The sequence below is a fragment of the Mycobacterium sp. 236(2023) genome, assembly GCF_029623955.1.
GTDB lineage: Bacteria > Actinomycetota > Actinomycetes > Mycobacteriales > Mycobacteriaceae > Mycobacterium.
The window spans coordinates 464577-486521 of record NZ_JARSBP010000004.1; the positions used below are offsets into that span (position 1 = coordinate 464577).

The window sequence follows — 21945 nt, forward strand, 5'->3', positions numbered from 1 at the left end:
TACACCCTAGCCCTCGCCCGACAGCGCCCTTCGGAGCATGTGCATCGCGACGGTCGTCGAGCGCTCGCGGACATCGGATCTATTGCCCGGCAGCGTGGTCGTCCGCGTCAGAAATGTGCCGTCGGCCAGCGCCACCGAAAAGCACACGGTCCCCACGGGTTTGGCCTCGGTTCCGCCTCCTGGGCCGGCGATTCCGGTGATCGCCACCGCGGTGTCGGCGCCGAACCTCTGCAGAGCGCCGGCAGCCATCGCCTCGGCGACCGGCTCCGAGACAGCTCCGTGCTGTTCGATCAGCGCGGCGTCGACGCCCAGCAGATCGGTCTTGGCTTCATTCGAGTACGACACGACGCCGCCCGCGACGTACGCCGACGAGCCGGCCCGTTCCGTGAGGCGGGCGGCCACCATTCCTGCGGTGCAGGACTCGGCGGTGGCGATGGTGCGCCCCGACAGCAGCGCGGCGACCTGGTCGTCGATGAACGATCCGTCCTCGGAGAACAGTTCGTGGCCATGGCGATCACGCAGCTCGTCCAGCAGGGCGGCGTACGTGGCCGCATCCTGCGGCTCGTAGCGGGTGACGATCTCCAACTCGCCGCGACGCAGGCACGTGGTGATCTCGAGGCGGTCAAAACCCGGGACGCTCTTCTCGGCGTCGCGCAGCGTGTCGGCCAGACCCGATTCGGGCAGACCGAACATCCGGATCGTCTCCTGCTGGTACCGGGTACGCCCGGCAATCGCCGCCTGCAGCGCTTGCGTCGCCACCGCTGTCTCCCACATCGGCTGCAACTCCCGCGGCGGGCCCGGCAGCACGACGACGGTCGGCGACCCGGGAACCACCACCCCGGGCGCGGTACCGACCGGATCGAGGATCACCGCGCCCTCGGGAACGAGCGCCTGCTTGCGGTTGGACGCCAGCACAGCCTCGGCGTCGACGCCGGGGAAGCGCGCCATCAGCCGCGTCACGATGTTGCCGATCTTGGCTTCCAGACCCGGGTCCAGGACGAGGTCGCGCTCGCAGAATTCCGCGACGACGGCCACCGTCATGTCGTCTGCGGTCGGGCCGAGGCCCCCGCTGGTGATGATCAGGTCGACGCCCTGATCGGCCAGGAACCGCAGCTGCGCCGCGATGTCGCCGGGCCGGTCACCGCACAGCGTGATGTGACCCAGCTCGACACCGAGCTCGAGAAGCCGGTCGGCCAGCCACGGGCCGTTGCGGTCTGCGACCCGTCCCGTCAGAACTTCTGTCCCCGTCACCACGATCCCGGCCCGCGCGCTCACGCCACGACCTTACGCACCGGTTCCGGACCGGCTCCGGCGCGGCTACTTGTGCGGAACGTCGTTGACGAGGCCGCCGTCCATGACGAATTCGGCGCCCGTGGAGTACCGCGATTCGTCGCTGGCAAGGAACACCACGAACGTCGCGACCTCCTCCGGCTGGCCGGGGCGGCCCAGCGGGATGCGCAGCATGTTGTCCGGGAAGTGCTTCGTCATCGGGGTCCGGATGAAGCCGGGGTGCACCGAGTTGACGCGGATGTTGAACTGGCCGAGCTCGAGTGCCGCCGACTTGGTCAGGCCGCGCACCGCCCACTTCGAGGCCACATACGGGTGCACCATGATGGCGCCGCGCAGACCCTCGATCGACGAGATGTTGATGATCGAGCCGCCGCCGTCGGCCTTCATGGCTTCGACGGACGCCTGCATCCCGAGGAAGGTTCCGGTCAGGTTGACGTCGATGACCCTCTGCCACTTCGTCATATCGAACTGGCCGATCTGACCGAGCGCGACGGTGCCCGCATTGTTGACGAGGACGTTGAGCTTGCCGAAGTCGTTGACAGCGGTCGCGACGGCGGCCTCCCATTGGTCGGCCTGCGTGACGTCGAGATGGACGTAGCGGATGGAGTCCGGTGTCTCGGCGTTGATCTCATCGGCCAGCGCCTGGCCCTTCTCATCGAGAATGTCGCCGATGACCACCTTGGCGCCCTCGGCGATCAGCGCCCGGGCATCCTCGGCGCCCATGCCCTGTGCACCGCCACTGATGAGTGCCACTTTTCCGTCCACGCGTCCCATGGGGCGTCAGGTTACCTCACCGAGTAGACACAAATTAGAACCTGTTCCAATTTCAGTTCGCAGCACGCATACTGCTGGCCATGGCTATTCGTGTGGCGCTCATCGGAACCGGCAACTGCGGAAGTCTGGCGCTGCGTCAGCTCATCGAGGACGGCCGATTCGAGCTCACCGGCGTGTGGGTTTCGACGGAGGCCAAGGTCGGCAAGGACGCCGGTGAGCTTGCCCGCCTCGACGTGACGACGGGCGTCACCGCCACCAACGACCTGGACGCGATCATCGCCGCCAAGCCCGACTGCGCCGTGTACTGCGCGATGGGTGACATCCGCCCCCGCGAAGCGCTCGCCGACGTCCGCGGTCTGCTGGAAGCCGGCATCAACGTCGTCGGATCCTCCCCCGGATTCCTGTCCTACCCGTGGGGCGTCATCGGCGATCACACCATCGAGAAGGTGGAAAATGCTGCGCGGCAAGGTAATACAAGCCTCTTCATCACCGGCGTCGACCCCGGCTTCGTCACCGACCTGATGCCGCTGGCGCTGGCCAGCACCTGCCAGAGCATCAGTCAGATCCGCACGATGGAGATCGCCGATTACGCGACCTACGACGGCGCGACGGTGATGTTCGACGTGATGGGCTTCGGGAACGAGATCGGCGACCTGCCGTTCCTGTACCAGCCCGGAATGCTCAGCGCGGCATGGGGCGTCGGCATCCGACAGCTCGCCGCCGGTCTGGGTGTCGAGGTCGACGAGATCCGCGATTCGGTGGAGCAGGAGCCCGCGCCCGAGGACTTCGACGTCGCGGTCGGCACGATCAAGAAGGGCACGGTGGCTGCCGTGCGATTCCTGATCGAAGGTCTCGTCGGCGGCGAGCCCGTCATCGTGGTCGAGCACATCACCCGCCTGCGTGGTGACCTGCGCCCCGATTGGACCCAGCCCGCGCAGGAGGGCGGCTCGTATCGCGTCGAGATCACCGGCGAGCCGTCGTACGTCATGGACATCTGCCCGACCAGCCGCAACGGCGACCACAACTACGCGGCGATCCTGGCGGCGGCCGGCCGCATCGTCAATGCGATTCCGGATGTCGTCGACGCCGCTCCCGGGATCCGCACGACGCTGGATCTGCCGCTGGGCACCGGAAAGGGCACGTACCGCCGGGCCTGATCAGGTGCGGGTGATGCCGCGCCATTCGAGTCGAACCGTCGTCCCGCTCGCCGACGGTTCGATCGTCGCGTCGTCCGACAGCGTCTCCATCAGCGGGATGCCCCGCCCGCGGGTGCGGGGGGCTGGTTCGGTCTGGCGTGTGCGCCACGTGCCCCGGTCGAGAATGCACACTGTCAGCGCCTGTCGGGTCGAGTCGTAGATCGCCTGGATGTCTATCGTGCCCGGCCGGTCGGCCAGCAGGTAGGCGAACTCGGCCGCGTTGGCGAGGCCCTCGTTGATCGCGAGGACGACGTCGCTGCGGCGGACATCGTCGATGGCGAAGAACTGCCCGAGCCAATCGGTGAACTCTTGTCGCACGCGGGCCACCGCCCCGGCGTCTGCGTCAAGGCCGAATCGCTCGAAGCGTTCGGCGTTGGCTACCTCAGTCGGAGGCATGGAATCGATCATGGCAGTCGGTGGCTACCCCTCGAAACGCGTTCCTAAGCGAGATTTCTATGTGTCGTTCGCCGCAAGGGCTTCGTCGAGGCTGGGGTACAGCTTGACGATGTCGGCGATGCCGACGAGCTTGAGTGGTCGGCTCGTTGCCGGACCGTCCGCGACGACACTGATCTCCACCGTCGAACCGGCCTTGTCATGGGCGGCCACCAGGACACCCATGCCGGCCGATGCCAGGAACTCGACCTCGGTGAAGTCGATGACCACCGCGCCGGGCTTCTGCTCGAGAGCGGTGTCGATCGCGGTCTCCAGCTGGGGTGAGGTGAGCATGTCGACTACGCCGGCCACTGCGACGACGGCCGTTCGTTCGACCCATCGTTCGGTGACGACACACGTCGATGAGGACGCAGCGCCCCCAGCGCCTTCGGCTGCTTGCTCGTCCAAGGTTCACCTTCCATGTCAGGCCACTCATCGCATATTGCGAGAGCACGATTCAGTGCTGCTCGCACAGGCTGCATCCTGAACCCGGCAAGACCAAACTACCCAAACCAGTCCGGCCGTCTGCTTCGACCAGGCCACAGATTAAACCAGTAGGGCGGGCAACGCCCGTAGCATGGCTTATCAGGGCCCGTCCCTGCCCCGTGATATGAGGAGCGAATGTGACCACGGCCCCCCTGACCCCGGTCGACCCGGTCGTGCAGGTCGAGGCGAGCCCGCCAGGGCCGGCGATCGGTGCCTTCTTCGACCTCGACGGCACCCTCGTCGACGGGTTCACCGCCACCGCCCACGCGGGTGACCGGATCCGTCGCCGCCAGGCCCGCATCGGCGAGGTCACCGGCGTCATCGAGGCCGCGATGCGCTATCGGTTCGGCCGAGTGAACTTCGCGAAGCTGCTCGAACGCGCCGCCGGTTATCTCCGTGGTGAATCGCTCTCCGAACTGGACCTCGTCGGCGAGCGCCTCTTCGCCGAACGCGTCCGGGACCGAATGTTCCCTGCCATGCGCGAGGTCGTAGCGGCTCACCAGCGGCAAGGGCACACCGTCGTCATGTGCTCGTCGGCCTTGACCATCCACGCCGAGCCGGTTGCGCGGTACCTGGACATCGGCCACGTGCTGTGCAACCACTTCGAGGTGGACCAGGACGGGCTGCTGACGGGCCGCATCACCCGGCCCGTGATCTGGGGTAAGCGCAAGGCCGCCGCGGTGCAGGGCTTCTGCGCCGACAACGGCGTCGAGCTGCAGAACAGCTACTTCTACGCCGACGGGAACGAGGACATCGCCCTGATGTCGCTCGTGGGAAATCCGCGTCCGGTGAATCCCCGACGCGACCTCGCCGCGATGGCCGTCGCCCAGGGCTGGCCCGTCCTGAAGGTGGTGAATCCGGGCAAGGGCAACCACGGTGGGCTCCGTGGTGTAATAAAATAGAACACGTTTCAGTTTTGAACTGTTCTCGAACATATCCCGCCTATGAGCCCACCAGGAGCGGACTATGCACACTCCCCTGTGCGACCAACTCGGCATCGAATTTCCCATCTTCGCGTTCACCCACTGCCGTGACGTCGTCGTCGCCGTGAGCAAGGCCGGCGGCTTCGGTGTCCTCGGTGCGGTCGGTTTCACCCCCGAGCAGCTCGAGATCGAGCTCAATTGGATCGACGAGAACATCGGCGACCACCCCTACGGCGTCGACATCGTGATCCCGAACAAGTACGAGGGCATGGACTCGGTCGACGTGGATCCCGAGGTCCTCAAGAAGACCCTCAACGACCTCGTTCCCGACGGGCACATCGAATTCGCGAAGAAGATCCTGTCCGACCACGGTGTGCCGGTCGACCACAGCGACGACGACGCGCTGCAACTGCTCGGCTGGACCGAGGCGACGGCCACCCCGCAGGTCGAGGTCGCGTTGCGGCACCCGAAGGTCACGATGATCGCCAACGCGCTGGGCACCCCGCCCGCCGACATGATCAAGCACATCCACGATGAGGGCCGCGTGGTCGCGGCGCTGTGCGGCTCGCCATACCAGGCCCGCAAGCACGCCGACGCCGGCGTCGACATCATCATCGCCCAGGGCGGCGAGGCCGGCGGCCACTGCGGCGACGTCGGTTCGATCGTGTTGTGGCCCCAGGTCGTCAAGGAGGTCGCGCCTGTTCCGGTGCTTGCTGCCGGCGGTATCGGCAGCGGTCAGCAGATCGCCGCGGCGCTGGCGCTCGGCGCGCAGGGCGCCTGGACCGGATCGCAGTGGGTCATGGTCGAGGAGTCCGAGCACACCCCAGTGCAGCACGCCGCCTACGCCAAGGCGTCCAGCCGAGACACCGTGCGCAGCCGCTCCTTCACCGGCAAGCCCGCGCGCATGTTGAAGAACGACTGGACCGAGGCGTGGGAGAAGGAAGACAACCCGAAGCCGCTCGGAATGCCGTTGCAGTACATGGTTTCCGGCATGGCCGTGGCCGCCACCCACAAGTACCCCAACGAGTCGGTCGACGTCGCGTTCAACCCGGTCGGCCAGGTCGTCGGTCAGTTCACCAAGGTGGAGAAGACGTCGGTGGTGATCGAGCGCTGGGTGCAGGAGTACCTGGAGGCGACGAGCACGCTCAACGAGCTCAACGAGGCCGCCAGCGTTTAGTCACTGGTGATTCGGCGTGCGCAGTCGCGCTGAGCGCAACCCCGCACGCCGAAATCACCTGGCGACGTAGTCGGCGAGGTGTTGGCCGGTGAGGGTAGACGCCTCGTCGACCAGCTGCCTCGGTGTGCCCTCGAAGACGATGCGCCCGCCGTCGTGGCCGGCGCCCGGTCCGAGATCGATGATCCAGTCGGCGTGGGCCATGACGGCCTGGTGATGCTCGATGACCACCACCGACTTGCCGTCGTCGACCAGCCGGTCCAGCAGGCCCAGTAGCTGATCGACATCGGCGAGGTGCAGGCCGGTGGTCGGCTCGTCGAGAATGTAGATCGCACTCTCGTCGGCGCCCTTGTCCGACAGCCGGGCGGCGAGCTTCAGCCGTTGCCGCTCGCCGCCGGACAGCGTGGTCAGCGGCTGCCCCAGCGTCAGATACCCGAGGCCCACATCGGCCATTCGCTCCAGGATCTTTTGCGCAGCAGGAACTTTCGCCTCGTCGCTGCCGAAGTACCCGGCGGCGTCTGTCACGGGCATCGCCAGTACCTCGGCGATGTTCTGACCCCCGAGCGTGTACTCCAGCACCTCGGCCTGGAACCGCCGGCCCTCGCACTCCTCACACGTGGACTCGACAGTCGCCATCACCCCGAGCTCGGTGTAGATGACGCCCGCTCCGTTGCAGGCCGGGCAGGCGCCTTCTGAATTCGAGCTGAACAGAGCGGGTTTGACGCCATTGGCTTTGGCGAAGGCCTTCCGGATCGGCTCCAGCAGGCCCGTGTAGGTCGCCGGGTTGCTGCGCCGGGAACCACGGATCGGTGCCTGGTCGATCGACACCACGCCGTCCTTCGTGGCGACCGAGCCGTCGATCAAAGAGCTCTTACCGGAGCCGGCCACACCGGTCACGACGACGAGCACGCCGAGCGGGATGTCGACGTCGACGTCGGCCAGATTGTGGGTGTTGGCGCCGCGGATCTCCAACGCGCCGTTAGCCTCTCGCACTGTCTCCTTCAACGCGGCGCGGTCGTGGAGATGGCGCCCGGTCAGCGTGTCGCTCGCGCCAAGCTTCTCTACGCTGCCCTCGAACACGATCTCGCCGCCCGCCGTGCCCGCGCCGGGGCCGAGGTCGACTACATGATCGGCGATGGCAATGGTTTCCGGCTTGTGCTCGACAACGAGAACCGTGTTGCCCTTGTCCCGCAACTGCAGCAGCAGGTTGTTCATCCGCGCGATGTCATGCGGGTGCAGGCCGATGGTCGGCTCGTCGAACACGTAGGTGACGTCGGTCAGCGACGACCCGAGGTGACGGATCATCTTGACGCGCTGGGCTTCTCCCCCGGACAGGGTGCCCGCCGGCCGGTCCAGCGACAGATAACCCAACCCGATCTCGACGAACGAGTCCAGCGTGTGCTGCAGTGCGGTGAGCAGCGGCGCCACCGACTTGTCTTTCACCGATGCGATCCACTTCGCCAGGTCCGTGATCTGCATCCCGCACACGTCGGCGATGTTGGCGCCCTTGATCTTCGACGACCGTGCGGTCTCCGACAGCCGGGTGCCGTCGCACTCCGGGCACGTCGTGAACGTCACCGCGCGTTCGACGAACGCGCGGATGTGGGGCTGCATCGCCTCGACGTCCTTGGACAGGAACGACTTCTGGATCTGCGGGATCAGGCCGAGGTAGGTCAGGTTGACACCGTCGACCTTGAGCTTGGTCGCGTCCTTGTACAGCAGCGCGTCCAGTTCCTTCTTGGTGAACTTGTTGATCGGCTTGTCGCAGTCGAAGAAGCCGCAGCCGTTGAAGATCCGGCCGTACCAGCCTTCCATCGAGAAGCCGGGGATGGTCAGCGCACCCTCGTTGAGCGATTTGGTGTCGTCGTAGAGCGCCGTCAGATCGATGTCGTTGACGGCGCCCCGCCCTTCGCAGCGGGGGCACATGCCGCCGACGATGGAGAAGTCACGGCGTTCCTTGACGGTCTTGCCGCCCTTGTCGAATGTCACTGCGCCGGCCCCGCTGATCGAGGCGACGTTGAACGAAAATGCCTGTGGGGAACCGATATACGGCTGGCCCAGCCTGCTGAACAGGATCCGCAGCATCGCTCCGGTGTCGGTGGCGGTGCCGACCGTGGAGCGAGGATCGGCGCCCATCCGCTGCTGGTCGACGATGATCGCGGTGGTGAGTCCTTCGAGGACGTCGACGTCGGGGCGTGCCAGCGACGGCATGAAACCCTGGACGAACGCGCTGTAGGTCTCATTGATGAGCCGTTGGGATTCGGCGGCGATGGTGTCGAACACGAGCGAGCTCTTGCCGGATCCGGAGACTCCGGTGAACACCGTCAGCCTGCGCTTGGGCAGTTCGATGCTGACGTCCTTGAGGTTGTTCTCGCGGGCTCCGGTGACGCGGATCAGGTCATGGGCGTCGGCTGGATTGCTCCTCGCGTCCGCGGCGGCAGCGTGGGGCATCAGGCGGGCAGCTCCTGGATCCGGACGGTGTTGCCGGCCGGGTCGCGGAAGGCGCAGTCCCGCGCACCCCACGGCTGGTCGGTGGGTTCCTGCATCACGTCGGCGCCGCTGGCCTGCACGCGCTCGAACAGCGCGTCGAGGTCCGTCGTCGCGAGCATCACGCTGGCGTAGGTGCCCTTGGCCATCATCTCCGCGATCACGCGGCGCTCCTCGTCGGTCACACCGGGATCTGCCGCGGGCGGTGTGAGCACGATGTTCATGTCGGGTCTGCCGACCGGTCCGATGGTGATCCACCGCATGTCCTCGTAGCCGACATCCTTGCGGACCTCGAAACCGACGGCGTCGCGGTAGAACGCCAGGGACGCCTCCGGGTCGGTGTGGGGCAGGAAGCTGGCGTTGATCGTGATCTCCATGCCGATCACGCTATCGGCGGGCCCGCGACCGATGCTTCTCGATTCCTGATCGGTCTGGTGACCTGTTTGGCCATGCACGACGGGATGCCGGCGGCGTCATTGCACGCGACTTTGCGATAGACGCTCGGCGGAACACCCACCAATTCGGTGAACCGGGTGCTGAAGGTGCCCAATGACGAACATCCGACGGCGAAGCACACCTCGGTGACCGACATCTCGCCGCGCCGCAACAGCGCCATCGCCCGCTCGATACGGCGGGTCATCAGATAGCTGTACGGCGACTCGCCGTATGCGGTTTTGAACTGGCGTGACAGGTGCCCGGCCGACATGTTCACGGACCTGGCGAGCGTGTCGACGTTCAAGGGCTGCGCGTACTCCCGGTCGATGCGGTCCTTGACGCTGCGCAGAAGCGTCAGGTCTCGCAGGCGCTGTGCCAGCGCGGGGTCGCTTGCCACGCGAAAAATCTTACGGGTGCTACTTCTCTCGGACGACGGCATTATGTAGGGTGATATACATATTCTGGAGAAAAGGGGCTCGGTCCGTGACAAGTCCACGCGAACGGATGGTCATCTCGGCGGCCTTGCTGATCAGGGAGCGCGGCGCACACCCGACCGCCATCGCCGACGTACTCGAGCACAGCGGTGCGCCGCGCGGCTCGGCCTACCACTACTTCCCCGGAGGCCGCACGCAACTGCTCTGCGAAGCAGTCGACTATGCAGGCGAGTTCATGGCCGACCGGTTGTCCCAGGCGCCGTCAAGCCTCGACGCACTCGACGGACTCTTCGATACCTACCGGAAGCAGCTGGAGCGCAGCGACTTCCGTGCCGGCTGCCCCGTCGTCGCGGTCGCGGTCGAATCGGGCGACCCGGCCAAACCCGGACAGGCCGAGCCGGTGATCGACCGGGCCGCCGCCGCATTCGAGCGCTGGCGGGGCGTGATCGCGCGACGGCTCGCCGCCGACGGCGTCGCAGGAGCCGAAGCCGCTGCGCTGGCCATGCTGGTGCTGACGTCCTTCGAAGGTGCCATCGTCGTCGCGCGGGCCGCGCGCGACCTCGAACCGCTCAATGTCGTTCAAGCTCAACTGCGTTCACTGATCAGTGCGCAGACCACCGCAGGAAAGAGAGCGCCGCGATGACCGAAAAGGCGCAGGACTGGCAGCCCACCGCGTGCATCCTCTGCGAATGCAACTGCGGCATCGTCGTCCAGGTGGAGGATCGCACGCTGGCCCGCATCCGCGGCGACAAGGACCACCCGGCCTCACACGGATACACCTGCAACAAAGCGCTGAGGCTCGACCACTACCAGAACAACCGCAACCGGCTCACGTCCCCGATGCGTCGCCGTCCCGACGGCAGCTATGAGGAAATCGATTGGGACACGGCCATCGCCGAGGTCGCCGCGGGCTTCCAGGCGGTCGCGACGGCCCACGGCGGGAACACGATCATGTACTACGGCGGGGGCGGGCAGGGCAATCACCTCGGCGGCGCCTACAGCGGCGCCTTCCTCAAAGCACTCGGGTCCTACCACCGGTCCAATGCCCTGGCCCAGGAGAAGACCGGCGAACACTGGGTCGACGCCCACTTCTACGGCAACCACACCCGCGGCGAATTTGAGCACGCCGAAGTCTCGGTGTTCGTCGGAAAGAACCCGTGGATGTCGCAGAGTTTCCCGCGGGCGCGGGTGGTGCTCAACGAGATCGCCAAGGATCCGGCCCGGTCGATGATCGTCATCGACCCCGTCATCACCGACACCGCGAAGATGGCCGACTTCCACCTGCGGGTGCGACCCGGAGCCGACGCGTGGTGTCTGGCGGCGCTGGCCGCAGTGCTGGTGCAGGAGGACCTCTGCGACGAAGCCTTTCTCGCCGAGCACGTCACCGGCGTCGAACCCGTCCGCGAGGTCCTCGCCGAGGTGCCCATCGGTGTCTACGCGCAGCGCAGCGGCGTCGAGGAGGAGCTGATCCGGGCGGCCGCCCGCCGGATCGCCTCGGCCGCAAGCGTGGCGGTCTTCGAGGATCTCGGCGTCCAGCAGTCCCCCAACAGCACGCTGTGCTCGTATCTGAACAAGATGCTGTGGATCCTGACCGGCAACTTCGCCAAACGCGGTGGCCAGCATCTACATTCGTCGTTCGCACCGCTGTTCCGGCCGGGCGGCGTGGGCCGCACGCCGGTGACGGGAGCGCCGATCATCGGCGGATTGATGCCCAGCAACGTCGTCCCCGAGGAGATCCTCACCAAACATCCGGACCGTTTCCGCGCCATGATCGTCGAGAGCAGCAATCCGGCGCACTCGGTCGCCGATTCCGACGCAGTCCGCCGGGCATTGTCCGAACTCGAATTCCTGGTCGTCATCGACGTCGCGATGACGGAAACGGCGAGGTTGGCCCACTACGTGTTGCCCGCAGCCAGCCAGTTCGAGAAGGCCGAGGCGACGTTCTTCAATCTTGAGTTCCCGCACAACACCTTTCACCTCCGGCATCGGCTGATGGAGCCGCTCGCCGGCACACTGCCCGAGCCCGAGATCTGGGCGCGATTGATGCGCGCGCTCGAGGTCGTCGACGACGCCGAACTGGCGCCGCTGCGCAAGGCCGCCAAAGACGGGCTCGACGCCTTCGCCGCGGCGTTTCTCGCCGCCGTCGGCGCCAACCCTCGCCTGGGCAAGGTCCTGCCGTTCGTTCTCTACGAGACGCTCGGTCCGACGCTTCCCGAGGGACTCTCGGGCGCCGCTGCGCTTTGGGGGCTGGCGCAGAAAGCCGCGATGACCTACCCGGATGCGGTGCGCAGGGCTGGACACGCCGACGGCAACGCACTGTTCCGCGCGATCCTTGCGAGCCGGTCGGGGATGACCTTCACGGTGCACGAGTACGAAGACGACTTCACGCTGATCTCGCATCCGGATCGCAAGATCGCCCTCGAGATGTCTGAAATGCTCGCCGACATCCGGGGCCTGGCCGACACTGCTGCCGGCCTCACCACCCCGGACTATCCCATCGTGCTGTCGGCCGGCGAGCGACGCGCCTACACCGCAAACGACATCATCAGGGATCCGTCATGGCGCAAACGAGACGCCGACGGGGCGCTGCGGGTCAGCCCGGAGGATGCCGAGGCGCTCGGTCTCGTCGACGGTGGCCGCGCGCGGATCACCACCGCGGCGGGCAGCGCCGAGGCGACGGTGGAGATCAGCGACGTGATGCTGCCCGGGCACGCGTCGTTGCCCAACGGGTACGGACTCGATTTCGTCGACAGCGACGGCGGTGCCCAGGTGCCCGGGGTGGCGCCCAACGCGTTGACCTCGAGCGCGTGGCGCGATGCCTACGCGGGAACGCCGTGGCACAAGCATGTGCCGGCGCGGATTGAGAAGGTCGACGGTCTGGTCGGCGCGACTAGTTAGGGGACGACCGGTGCGACCGGTGCGACCGGGGCCGATGCGTCCGGCGCCGCAGGAGCGGGCGGAGCCACCGGTGCCGGTCCCGTGTAGGACTGGGTGGCCGGACCGGAATTCATCGGCCGCTGGGTCAGGAGCAGCAGCGCGTCGCTGCCGCTGACCTCCTGGGTCCGCATCGCGTGCCAGAGATCGCGGAAGTAGCCGAGCTTCGTCTGCGTGGTCGGCGTCGTGCTGGTGCCGGGCGGCAGGTTGTCCGGGCTGGCGAGGTGCGGGACTTCCACGGGGGCCAGCGGTCCGACGGCCAGCGGAACCGCGGCCGGGTCACCGGAGACCGGGACGACGGGTGCCGCGAGCGGCGCGACGGGTTCGGCAGGGGCGCCGGGTCCGGGAGCGGGAGCCGGGGCGATCACCGGTGCGGGCACGGGCTGGGGCAACACCGGGGCAACCGGATCGGCCAGCGCCGATGGTGCCGTTGCGACCAGTGTCGCGAATGCCGCCGCGCCGATGATGGACGCCGTCCCTGTACGGAAACCGATCTTCACGATGCACCCTCCCGGTACCTCTGTAGTCACAGGATGCATCAGTTTCCCCGCGCATTTCGTTACAACGGCAGACTGACGGAGATGCAAATTTTCTCGTCTTCAACGAACTGGGCTCGCAGGCCCGCTCCGGTGGTGTAGCAATGCGTTACGCCCACTTGACGCTGAGGAGCGAACGTATGGCGACCCCCACCCTTCCGCACGGATTCGACTTCACCGACCCCGACCTGAACTGCGCGCGCCTTCCGATCGAAGAGCTCTCGGAACTGCGTCGCAGCGAACCGATCTGGTGGAACGAGCAGCCCATCGGCAACGGCGGTTTTGACGACGGCGGCTTCTGGGTCGTGACCAAGCACAAGGACGTCAAGGAGATCTCCAAGCGCAGCGACGTGTTCTCCAGTCAGGAGAAGACGGCGCTCCCCCGCTACCCCGCCGGCTCCACCGGCGAGCAGATCGAGACCGGAAGCCTCGTGCTGCTCAACATGGACGCGCCGCGGCATACGCATCTGCGCAAGATCATCTCCCGCGGATTCACCCCGCGGGCGGTGGAACGTCTGCGCGACGATCTCAACGAGCGCGCCCAGAACATCGCCAAGGTTGCGGCATCGGCGGGCGGGGGCGACTTCGTCGAGCAGGTGTCGTGCGAGCTGCCGCTGCAGGCCATCGCCGGGCTGATCGGCGTGCCCACCGAGGACCGGATGAAGCTGTTCGACTGGTCCAACCAGATGGTCAGCGACGACGACCCCGAGTACGCGCACTATGACAACCGCAACGCGGCAACAGAACTCATCATGTACGCCATGCAGCTGGCGGCGATCCGGGCGGAGAACCCCGGTGAGGACATCGTCACCAAGCTCATCGAGGCCGACGTCGACGGCCACAAGCTGTCCGACGACGAGTTCGGCTTCTTCATGGTGTTGCTCGCCGTGGCGGGCAACGAGACGACGCGCAACTCCATCACGCACGGCATGATCGCGTTCACCGACCACCCCGACCAGTGGGAGCTGTACAAGCGTGACAGGCCGATCACCGCGGTCGACGAGATCGTCCGGTGGGCCACCCCTGTCACGTCGTTCCAGCGCACGGCGCTTTCGGATTACGAGTTGTCGGGAGTGCCGATCAAGAAGGGCCAGCGCGTCGTCATGTCGTATCGGTCGGCGAACTTCGACGAAGAGGTCTTCGACGATCCGTTTGCGTTCAACATCCTGCGCGACCCGAATCCGCACGTCGGGTTCGGCGGCACCGGTGCGCACTACTGCATCGGTGCGAATCTGGCGCGGATGACGATCGATCTGATGTTCAACGCGATCGCCGACCACATGCCCGACCTGACGTCCATCGGCACGCCGGACCGGTTGCGGTCCGGCTGGCTCAACGGCATCAAACACTGGCAGGTCGACTACACCGGGCAGGGCTGCCCGGTCGCCCACTGACCCCTCGCGGTCTGAGCGTCGCAGCACAACTCGCCGAGTTCGTCGCGGGTAGCACCGGACGCGACGGGTGGGCGCCACCCGGCGGCGTACACGGCGGCGGCGCGGTCCTGCAGCCGGTCCAGGCTGTCGGGCAGCGCGGCCATCCGCTCGTAGGGTGCCGCGGCGTCCCGTAGCGCTGGGTCGGCCTGCGCGGCGGCGACGACCAGATCCGACGGCAGTGGTCGTGTCAGGTCCACGTCGCCTCCTGACCAGCGCCGCAGTCTCTCGGTGTCGCAGTGCATGTGGTCGACGAACCAGGGCCGAAGATGGACGTCGCACCACTGGTCGAACTCGGCGGTTGCCGAGACGTGGTCGCGTGGGTGGCGCGTGACGGCGTCGACCAGTGCCTGCGCCTGACGGAACGCCAATGCCACCCCGCGGCCCGCCAAAGGTGTTGTGGTGCAGACAGAGTCGCCGACCCGAACCAGGCCCGGAAGCAGCGGGTCACCGCGACCCTTCGTCTGGGGGTGATAGCTGTTGTACAGCTGACCGCCGAGCAGCACGGGTGTCAGGGGTGTGGCGCGCTCGGGTTCGATCCACTCGGCCACCAACGGGATCGCCCGCGCCGCGGCCTCGAACACGGCGGAGTCCCGGAGCCGGCGCATGCGCGGGTCGGTGCCGTCGTGGGCGACGACGATCGAGAACGTGCGGTTGTCGTGCAGGAACACCACGGCGAAGTAGCCCGCCAAACTCAGAGACAGGCCTACCGGCGAGTTGAGCGGGCCGGGATCCGCGGTGAGTCGATATTGGCGGCTGACGTAGGCGGCCCCGCACGGAGCACCTTCGCCGGTGCCGCGGAACTCCCGGCTGAATCGGCTCGCGCGGCCCGACGCGTCGATGACGAGGTCGGCACTGATGTGCGACGTGGTGGTGTCGATGCCGACGCCCCGCCCACGGTCGCGCCGAACCGCTCGTACGTTGGACGTCGCCACCGTCAGCCCCCTCTGGCGGCTTGCGATCCGGCGCAGCACCCGTTCGAACAGAGCGCGACGGGCGTGCAGCACAATCGGAGAACCGTGCGGATCCGATACCACCGTGGCGCCCGAGGTCTCCAATAGGCCAACGGCGTCAGGGATTTCGGCGTGCAACGCGTCGACGACGGGTCCGCGGAAGGAGTGCGCGTGTTCGAACTGCATGACGCCGCGGCGCTGCCAGCCACCGTCGGGAGCCGGGCCGGGGTCGCGGTCGACGACCAGCACCTCCTGTTTCCTGCGTGCGAGTGCGATGGCGGTGAACAGGCCCGTGGGACCGGCGCCCACCACGACCGTCTGCATCAAAACCTCAATTCGAGTAACCTAGCGTGTAATGAATACACAGAGAGTCACCTGAAATGCCCGACCCTGTCAAGCGCGAATACCGTTCGGATCTGCGTTCGGCACAGGCTCGGGAGACCCGGGACCGGATCGTGGCCGCCGCGGCCGACTTGTTCGTCGCCGACGGTTACGCCGGGACCACCGTCGACGCGGTGGCCATCGCGGCTGGTGTGAGCCGCAAGACCGTCTTCACCGCCGTGGGTGGAAAGGCCGAATTACTATCCGTGGCAATCGATTCTGCCATCGCCGGGGATGATCTCCCGCTGCCTCTGGCGGAGCGGCCCGAAGTCGTCGAGCTGCTAGCGCTCGATGACGCCGGCCGCATCGTCGACGCGTGGGCGGCGCTGGTTGCCGGTATCGACGCCCGCGTAGGGGGTCTGTTCGCAGCCCTGGAGACCGCGTCCGCAGAAGACGCCACCGCGCTGGCGGTGTTCGACAGGCTGCAGAGCCGACGCCGGCAGGGCGCTGCTTCCGTGGTCGACGCCATCAGCGCGCTGGACGCGTTGAAGGCGGGGTTGTCGCGTGCCGACGCCGTCGATTTGGCATGGCTGTTCAGTGAACCGCTCTTGCATGTTCGGTTGGTTGGGCGCCGCCGGTGGTCGGCCAGGCGGTTCGAAAGCTGGCTCGCCGCGACGTTGCGTCAGCAGCTGCTCGTCGTGCGATAGTCGAGAATCGAGCGCCAGTAGTCCTCGGGGATCTCGGCGTTCGACCGCATCACTATCGACAACCCCGTCGCCATGGCCACGCCGAGCAGTCCGAGCCACAACCCGGACATGGCGATGAAGACCCACAGCGCCGTGGTCAACGCCGGCCACGGGGAGACAAGCGCCAGCGCCGGGGCGAAGAAGAAGCCGGTGCCGATGTACCAGGACGAGCCCGCCCGATCGCATTTCAGGACAAACCTCAACCACGACGGGATGGGCGGGCTGGGTGCGTTGTCGTGGGCCATGCCTTCACCATGCGCCGTGGGGGTAGGCGCCGCAATTACCTCCGACGTAGTGGTCCGACGCGGGTACGGGGGCGAGACTTGCAGCCATGACGGTGGTGGACGAGCAGTCGGCAACGTTCGGGACGATGATGCGCGGCTGGCGGCAGCGCCGTCGGCTCAGCCAGCTCGACCTCGCGCTCGAGGCTGACGTGTCGGCGCGGCACGTCAGCTTCATCGAGACCGGCCGCTCGAAGCCCAGCAGGGCGATGGTGCTGCGGCTGGCGTCGGTCCTCGAAGTCCCGCAGCGGGAACAGAACAGGATGCTGATCGCTGCGGGGTTGGCCCCGGTCTATGCGGAGCGTTCGCTCGAAGCGCCCGACATGGCAGCCATCAGAGCGGGTGTGCAGAAGGTCCTCGACGCCTACGATCCCTTTCCCTGCGTCGTCGTCGACCGTGGCTGGTGGATTCTGCAGGCAAACCCCGGCGCGGCCCTGCTGCTCGACGGTGTCGCGACCCATCTCCTTGAGCGCCCGAATGCACTTCGCCTCTCGTTGCATCCGGACGGTTTGGCGCCGCGCATCGCGAACCTGGCGCAATGGCGGACTCATCTGATCGAACGGCTTCGCCGTGAGGTCGCTTCGGGTGGCTCGGCCGAACTGCGTGAGCTCCTGAATGAAATCGACTCCTACCCAGGCGGTTTCGAGGAATCGCCCGATCTGGGTGGTGTTGCGGTGCCGTTGGAGTTGGACACGACGGACGGTCGGCGACTGCGATTTCTGAGCATGGTGACGACGTTCGGCACCGCGCTGGACCTCACGGCGTCGGAGTTGAGTATCGAGGCATTCCTGCCCGCCGACGACGCGACCGCGGCTGCATTGCGCTGAATACCACCGGTCGGGCGCGCCCGACGGCATAGAGTCGGGCGCCATGGACACCCGACACCTCATGATGGCCGTCGTCGGCGGCATCGCCGTCCTCGGCGCGGCCGGTTGCTCGACGCCGGAACCGGCGCTCGGCGGCACCACCGCAACCGTGTCGATCGACGGAAACGACACCGGCGGAGCGCATGCCGTGCGGTGTCGGCAGTCGGGTTGGTCGTGGTACATCGAGACCCCGGAGAAGGAGAACGGCTTCACTGCCGTGTTGTCGACCGGTGGCCCGGTCACCGCGGAGTCGGTGGACTTCCGCGGCTTCGGCGGCTTCACCGGGTCCTTCTGGGGCGGCAATATCGGCGAGGCGGAGGTTTCCGGCGCCGACGGCCAATACACGATCACCGGTACGGCCGACGGCAGCTTCGACGACAACCCGAGCGGTGCGGTGTCCGCGGAATTCCGCATTCAGGCTCGCTGCTGATCTGCCGATCCGACCCTGCTGGCAAATACGTCAGCGGCGTCAATTAAAGCCACGCTATCTATTTTCCAGGACGTCAATTAACGGTAGAGTCCGGCAAGTGGCAGCTAAGCACCGTGCAACGAAGCGTGGAAAAGCCAAACGACGCAGTGACGGACGCCATGCGCAGCAAAGTCGAGGCGGTGTCACACTCTGGCTGGGGACGGGTGCCATAGCTCTGGGGGTCTGCGCTGCCGCGGCAGCTGGAACCGGAGTTGCGAGCGCCGACGCACCTGCGGGCGACTCGACATCGGCGAGCGAAAGCAGCAACGGAGCTAGCGAGGCGTCCGGCGATCGCACCCACCGGACCAAACGCAGCGCCGCCGCGCGCGACGAATCGACAACCGGTGGCGACACCGCAGAGGACGACGATCCCTCCCCCGCGACTCCTGCCGACGACGACCCGGCCGAGGGAGACACGGCATCTCCAGGGTCGGCAGGCGACTCCGGCGACGACGTTCCCGCAGACGACACTTCTGACGACGTCACCGATCCCGCGGTGACGCCTCCCGATGCGGCGGCGCCCGCCGCGGCGGCGGCCGATGTCGTCACGGTCGACGTTGGGCCCGCCGCGACCGTCGATGACACGGCCTCGACCCAGGAGGCGACGGCCGCGGCGCAGGCCGAGATCACGCCGCTTGCAGGCGAAGTCGAGTTCCTCACCATCCTGCTGCCCGTGGTGCTGGAGATGGTCAACCAGCTCAACGCGTACATCAAACCGCTGGGCATTCTCGATTTTCCGGTCAAGCTCACCGTCGAGGAAGTCATCACGCTGTGGGTGACCAACGAGTGGCGGGGACGCCCCGTCATCGGCAACGGAGCCGACGGAACCGCGGACAGCCCGGACGGCAAGCCCGGCGGCTGGCTGGTCGGCAACGGAGGCAAGGGCTGGTCGCCACCGGCGGGGTCAGGCCTCGACGGCGGCAGGGGCGGCGCGGCCGGCATGATCGGCAACGGCGGAGCGGGCGGCAACGGCGCTTCGGGCGGCACGCTTCTCAATCTGGGCATCACCGGTGTCGCGGGCGGCAAGGGCGGTGCCGGCGGATCGGCGTTCCTGATCGGCAACGGCGGCGTAGGCGGTGTGGGCGGCGCGGGCGGAAACGGGTCGCTGTCGCGCGGCAACGGTGGCGACGGTGGCACAGGCGGCAACGGCGGGTTCCTGATGGGCGGCGGCGGCAACGGGGGCAATGGCGGCACCGGCGCGGACGGCGGTAACGGAGGCAACGGCGGTCAGGTCCTGAGCCTCGGATCAGGGTTCTTCATCCCCCAATACCAGCCGGGAACCGTCTGGGGCGGTAACGGTGGCAACGGCGGAACGGGCCTCAACGGCGTCGGCGGCAACGGTGGCGACGGCGGCCTCGCCGTCAACATCGAGTACGCGCCGACCAGCACCGTCATGAACATCGCGGCGTATCTGTTCGGCACTACCGGCGCACCCAACCTCGCCATCGGCGGCGCGGGCGGGGCAGCCGGAAACGGCACCTCGCGCCCGCTCGTCTGCCTCACCACGTGTGCGAACGGCGGTGACGGCGGCGACGCCTACAGCCTGCTGGCCGAGGCGTCCGACGTCGTCGGCGCGGCCACCGGCGGCGCAGGCGGTAAGGGCGGCAACTCCTCAGGGCTTGCGCAGCCGGGCGGGTCCGGCGGCAGCGGTGGCGACGCGTCTGCGTTCGACCTGGCGGCGCGGACCGCGGGCGCCGGCGGCTCCGGCGGAACTGGTGGCACCCTCGGCCTGCCCGGCGGCAACGGACCGATGGGCCAGCTCGGCACCGTGCCCACCACACTCAATGTCATGATCTGGATCCTCGAGCAGCTCTTCACGCTCTAGCGCGGCGGCCGGGATCAGGCGTCGAGGCGGGCGAACCGGTTCTGCCGGTACTCCTCGGCGCAGGACTGCCTACGCACCTTGCCGCTGGTCGTGATCGGAATCGACCCCGGGGCGACAAGCACCAGATCGGCCACCGCGAGGCCGTGCGACTGGGAGATCGCCGAGGTGACCTCGCGCTTGACCACAGAGAGCGGGTCCTCCGCGGTTTCGGCGCCGGCGGGGTCGGCGCGCTTGCGGTATTCGATGACGGCGACCAGCTGCTCGATGCCGTCGGTCGGGACCCCGATGGCCGCGACTCGGCCCCCGGTGATCTCCGAGATGGTGGCCTCGATGTCGTCGGGGGCGTGGTTGCGGCCGTAGACGATCAGCAGGTCTTTGATGCGGCCGACGACGAACAGCTGCCCGTCGGCGATGAATCCGAGATCCCCGGTCTTGAGCCACGGTCCCGCAGGGGTGTCCTCCGTCGGGTCGGCGAGGGTCGCGTGGAAGACGCGTTCGCTCTCGGCCGGGTTGCCCCAATAGCCGGCGGACACGTTGTCGCCGTGCACCCACACCTCGCCGGTCTTCCCGTCCGCGCACCGGGTCCTGGTCTCCGGGTCGACGATGCGCACCAGCGGCGACAACTCCGACAGTGGCGTGTCGTAGCCGACGAGAGGTGTGCCGCCGCCGTTCAGCGAGCGCGTGGCGATGCCGTCGGCCAGGTTCTCGGCGTCGAAGTTGATGATCGCCGGCGGCTTGCCCGGTCGGACCGTCGCCACGTAGAGCGTGGCCTCGGCGAGCCCGTAGGACGGCTGGATGACCCGTTCGTCGAGATTGAATCGGGCGAAGCGGTCGGTGAAGCGTTCGATGGTCGTGGGATTCACCCGCTCGGCGCCGCTCTGGATGATGAACACGTCACCGAGGTCGCGGTCGGCCATGTCTTCGTCCGAGGTTTTGCGGGCCGCGAGTTCGAAAGCGAAGTTCGGTGCCGACGTGAACGCCGCGGAGTTGTCCGCCATCAGGTGCATCCAGCGGGCCGGCCGCTCGAGGAACGACAACGGGCTGGTGAGGACGGTGGTGAACCCGCCGTATACCGGGGTGCAGATTCCCAGCAGCAGACCCAAGTCGTGATAGAAGGGCAGCCACGAGACCACCGTCATGTCGATCGGGGCGACTCCCCCATGGTCGACGGAATAGTCGGTGGTGATCTGCTGGATGTTGGTCAACAGGTTTCGGTTCGAGATCATCACCCCGGCAGGCGACCGGGTCGATCCCGAGGTGTACTGCAGATACGCCGTCGCGGTGTCGTCCGCAGGGCCGTCGTCGATCGAACCACCGGAGCGGACCGCGACGTCGAGGTCCAGCGCATCGACCTCAAGGATGGACGGTGTGCGTCTGCCGGCCTCTGCGGTGACGTGCAGGGCCACGTCGCCTGCGACCGCGGATGTCGTGAGGACGACGGCGGGAGCGGCGTCGCGCAGGACCGAATCAACGCGTTCGTCGGCGGCGCCGCCGAACGGCACCGACAGCGGGACCGCGATGAGGCCGGCCTCCATTGCGCCGAGGAATCCGACGATGTAGTCGAGCGACTGGGGCGCCGAGATGACCGCGCGGTCACCGGGTTCGGCGCAATGCCGGAGCTCCCGCGCGACGTTGAGCACTCGCCGGTACAACTGCGGCCAGGTCAGGCTCTCGGCGACGCCGACTCGGTCACGGTCGTAATCGACGAACGTGAACGCTGTGTCGTCGGGCTGCAGGCTGGCGCGTTCGCGCAGCAGAGCGGGAATGGATGTCTCGACCACCTCTGTCACGCGAAGCAAATTACCGCAGGCGTCAATCTCGCATCCGCGAAAACAAAAGTTGAGCTGTCGGCGACAGGCGCCTGTCGGGTACTTGACCCGGGATACCTACATCTGCGTCAATAAAGGCTTGTCCTGGGTCGGGGGCCGCAGGGTGGAACAAACAGCGAACAGC

Annotated in this window: 21 protein-coding genes; 10 read left to right on the forward strand and 11 right to left on the reverse strand. The window is 67.3% G+C overall.

The features are described from left to right. Positions 1-6: 6 nt before the first annotated feature. Both P9A17_RS19255 and P9A17_RS19260 read right to left on the reverse strand, forming a co-directional pair. On the reverse strand, positions 7-1275 hold the full coding sequence (locus P9A17_RS19255; RefSeq protein WP_278040297.1) for a competence/damage-inducible protein A: 1269 nt from the start codon (positions 1273-1275) through the stop codon (positions 7-9). 42 nt (positions 1276-1317) lie between these two features. Beyond that, the gene (locus P9A17_RS19260) at positions 1318-2064 is read right to left on the reverse strand and encodes a glucose 1-dehydrogenase (protein ID WP_278040298.1); all 747 of its coding nucleotides are present in this window, start codon (positions 2062-2064) and stop codon (positions 1318-1320) included. An 80-nt stretch (positions 2065-2144) separates the two neighbouring features. Between P9A17_RS19260 and P9A17_RS19265 the strand changes: the two genes are divergently transcribed. Continuing rightward, positions 2145-3221: a diacylglycerol kinase gene (locus P9A17_RS19265; protein ID WP_278040299.1), complete on the forward strand. Its 1077-nt coding sequence runs from the start codon at positions 2145-2147 to the stop codon at positions 3219-3221. On the opposite strand, the gene P9A17_RS19270 is transcribed toward P9A17_RS19265, so the two are convergent. After that, entirely contained in the window at positions 3222-3668 is a 447-nt protein-coding gene (locus P9A17_RS19270; RefSeq protein ID WP_278040300.1) for an ATP-binding protein, read from the reverse strand. A gap of 45 nt (positions 3669-3713) precedes the next feature. Next, positions 3714-4100 carry an STAS domain-containing protein gene (locus tag P9A17_RS19275; RefSeq protein WP_278040301.1) on the reverse strand — a complete coding sequence of 129 codons (387 nt, stop codon included), beginning with the start codon at positions 4098-4100 and terminating at the stop codon, positions 3714-3716. 215 nt (positions 4101-4315) lie between these two features. Between P9A17_RS19275 and P9A17_RS19280 the strand changes: the two genes are divergently transcribed. After that, positions 4316-5080, forward strand: coding sequence for an HAD-IB family hydrolase (locus P9A17_RS19280; protein WP_278040302.1), 765 nt, complete (start codon positions 4316-4318; stop codon positions 5078-5080). Between the two features lie 64 nt (positions 5081-5144). After that, positions 5145-6278: a nitronate monooxygenase family protein gene (locus tag P9A17_RS19285; protein ID WP_278040303.1), complete on the forward strand. Its 1134-nt coding sequence runs from the start codon at positions 5145-5147 to the stop codon at positions 6276-6278. 54 nt (positions 6279-6332) lie between these two features. On the opposite strand, the gene P9A17_RS19290 is transcribed toward P9A17_RS19285, so the two are convergent. The 3 genes from P9A17_RS19290 to P9A17_RS19300 are packed head-to-tail and all read right to left on the reverse strand — an operon-like array spanning position 6333 to position 9594. Further along, on the reverse strand, positions 6333-8726 hold the full coding sequence (locus tag P9A17_RS19290; protein ID WP_278040304.1) for an excinuclease ABC subunit UvrA: 2394 nt from the start codon (positions 8724-8726) through the stop codon (positions 6333-6335). Beyond that, positions 8726-9139 carry a VOC family protein gene (locus P9A17_RS19295; protein ID WP_278040305.1) on the reverse strand — a complete coding sequence of 138 codons (414 nt, stop codon included), beginning with the start codon at positions 9137-9139 and terminating at the stop codon, positions 8726-8728. Before P9A17_RS19295 ends, P9A17_RS19290 begins: the two co-directional genes overlap by 1 nt. 5 nt (positions 9140-9144) lie before the next feature. After that, on the reverse strand, positions 9145-9594 hold the full coding sequence (locus tag P9A17_RS19300) for a helix-turn-helix transcriptional regulator (RefSeq protein WP_278040306.1): 450 nt from the start codon (positions 9592-9594) through the stop codon (positions 9145-9147). Between the two features lie 86 nt (positions 9595-9680). Between P9A17_RS19300 and P9A17_RS19305 the strand changes: the two genes are divergently transcribed. Next, positions 9681-10274, forward strand: coding sequence for a TetR/AcrR family transcriptional regulator (locus P9A17_RS19305; RefSeq protein WP_278040307.1), 594 nt, complete (start codon positions 9681-9683; stop codon positions 10272-10274). After that, positions 10271-12529, forward strand: a complete 2259-nt coding sequence (locus tag P9A17_RS19310; protein ID WP_278040308.1) for a molybdopterin-dependent oxidoreductase — start codon at positions 10271-10273, stop codon at positions 12527-12529. The genes P9A17_RS19305 and P9A17_RS19310 overlap by 4 nt, the downstream gene beginning before the upstream one ends. Here P9A17_RS19310 and P9A17_RS19315 read toward each other — a convergent pair. Continuing rightward, complete coding sequence (locus P9A17_RS19315) at positions 12526-13065, reverse strand: hypothetical protein (RefSeq protein WP_278040309.1); 540 nt, start codon at positions 13063-13065, stop codon at positions 12526-12528. The two genes, P9A17_RS19310 and P9A17_RS19315, sit on opposite strands and share 4 nt — an antisense overlap. 176 nt (positions 13066-13241) lie before the next feature. Here P9A17_RS19315 and P9A17_RS19320 point away from each other — a divergent pair, with 176 nt between their 5' ends. Next, complete coding sequence (locus P9A17_RS19320; protein ID WP_278040310.1) at positions 13242-14495, forward strand: cytochrome P450; 1254 nt, start codon at positions 13242-13244, stop codon at positions 14493-14495. On the opposite strand, the gene P9A17_RS19325 is transcribed toward P9A17_RS19320, so the two are convergent. Beyond that, positions 14462-15808, reverse strand: coding sequence for an FAD-dependent oxidoreductase (locus P9A17_RS19325; RefSeq protein ID WP_278040311.1), 1347 nt, complete (start codon positions 15806-15808; stop codon positions 14462-14464). The genes P9A17_RS19320 and P9A17_RS19325 overlap by 34 nt on opposite strands. 56 nt (positions 15809-15864) lie before the next feature. On the opposite strand from P9A17_RS19325, the gene P9A17_RS19330 reads away from it, so the two are divergent. Beyond that, positions 15865-16512: a helix-turn-helix domain-containing protein gene (locus P9A17_RS19330; RefSeq protein ID WP_278040312.1), complete on the forward strand. Its 648-nt coding sequence runs from the start codon at positions 15865-15867 to the stop codon at positions 16510-16512. Here the strand turns inward: P9A17_RS19330 and P9A17_RS19335 are convergent. Continuing rightward, the gene (locus tag P9A17_RS19335; RefSeq protein WP_278040313.1) at positions 16488-16796 is read right to left on the reverse strand and encodes a hypothetical protein; all 309 of its coding nucleotides are present in this window, start codon (positions 16794-16796) and stop codon (positions 16488-16490) included. The two genes, P9A17_RS19330 and P9A17_RS19335, sit on opposite strands and share 25 nt — an antisense overlap. Positions 16797-16882: 86 nt before the next feature. Here P9A17_RS19335 and P9A17_RS19340 point away from each other — a divergent pair, with 86 nt between their 5' ends. The 3 genes from P9A17_RS19340 to P9A17_RS19350 all read left to right on the forward strand — a co-directional run bounded on the left by P9A17_RS19340 (position 16883) and on the right by P9A17_RS19350 (position 19992). Continuing rightward, the gene (locus P9A17_RS19340) at positions 16883-17659 is read left to right on the forward strand and encodes a helix-turn-helix transcriptional regulator (RefSeq protein ID WP_278040314.1); all 777 of its coding nucleotides are present in this window, start codon (positions 16883-16885) and stop codon (positions 17657-17659) included. A gap of 43 nt (positions 17660-17702) precedes the next feature. Continuing rightward, positions 17703-18128: a lipoprotein LpqH gene (locus tag P9A17_RS19345; RefSeq protein ID WP_278040315.1), complete on the forward strand. Its 426-nt coding sequence runs from the start codon at positions 17703-17705 to the stop codon at positions 18126-18128. A 97-nt stretch (positions 18129-18225) separates the two neighbouring features. Beyond that, positions 18226-19992 carry a PGRS repeat-containing protein gene (locus tag P9A17_RS19350; RefSeq protein ID WP_278040316.1) on the forward strand — a complete coding sequence of 589 codons (1767 nt, stop codon included), beginning with the start codon at positions 18226-18228 and terminating at the stop codon, positions 19990-19992. Between the two features lie 14 nt (positions 19993-20006). On the opposite strand, the gene P9A17_RS19355 is transcribed toward P9A17_RS19350, so the two are convergent. Then, complete coding sequence (locus tag P9A17_RS19355) at positions 20007-21773, reverse strand: AMP-binding protein (RefSeq protein ID WP_278040588.1); 1767 nt, start codon at positions 21771-21773, stop codon at positions 20007-20009. Positions 21774-21945 lie beyond the last annotated feature (172 nt).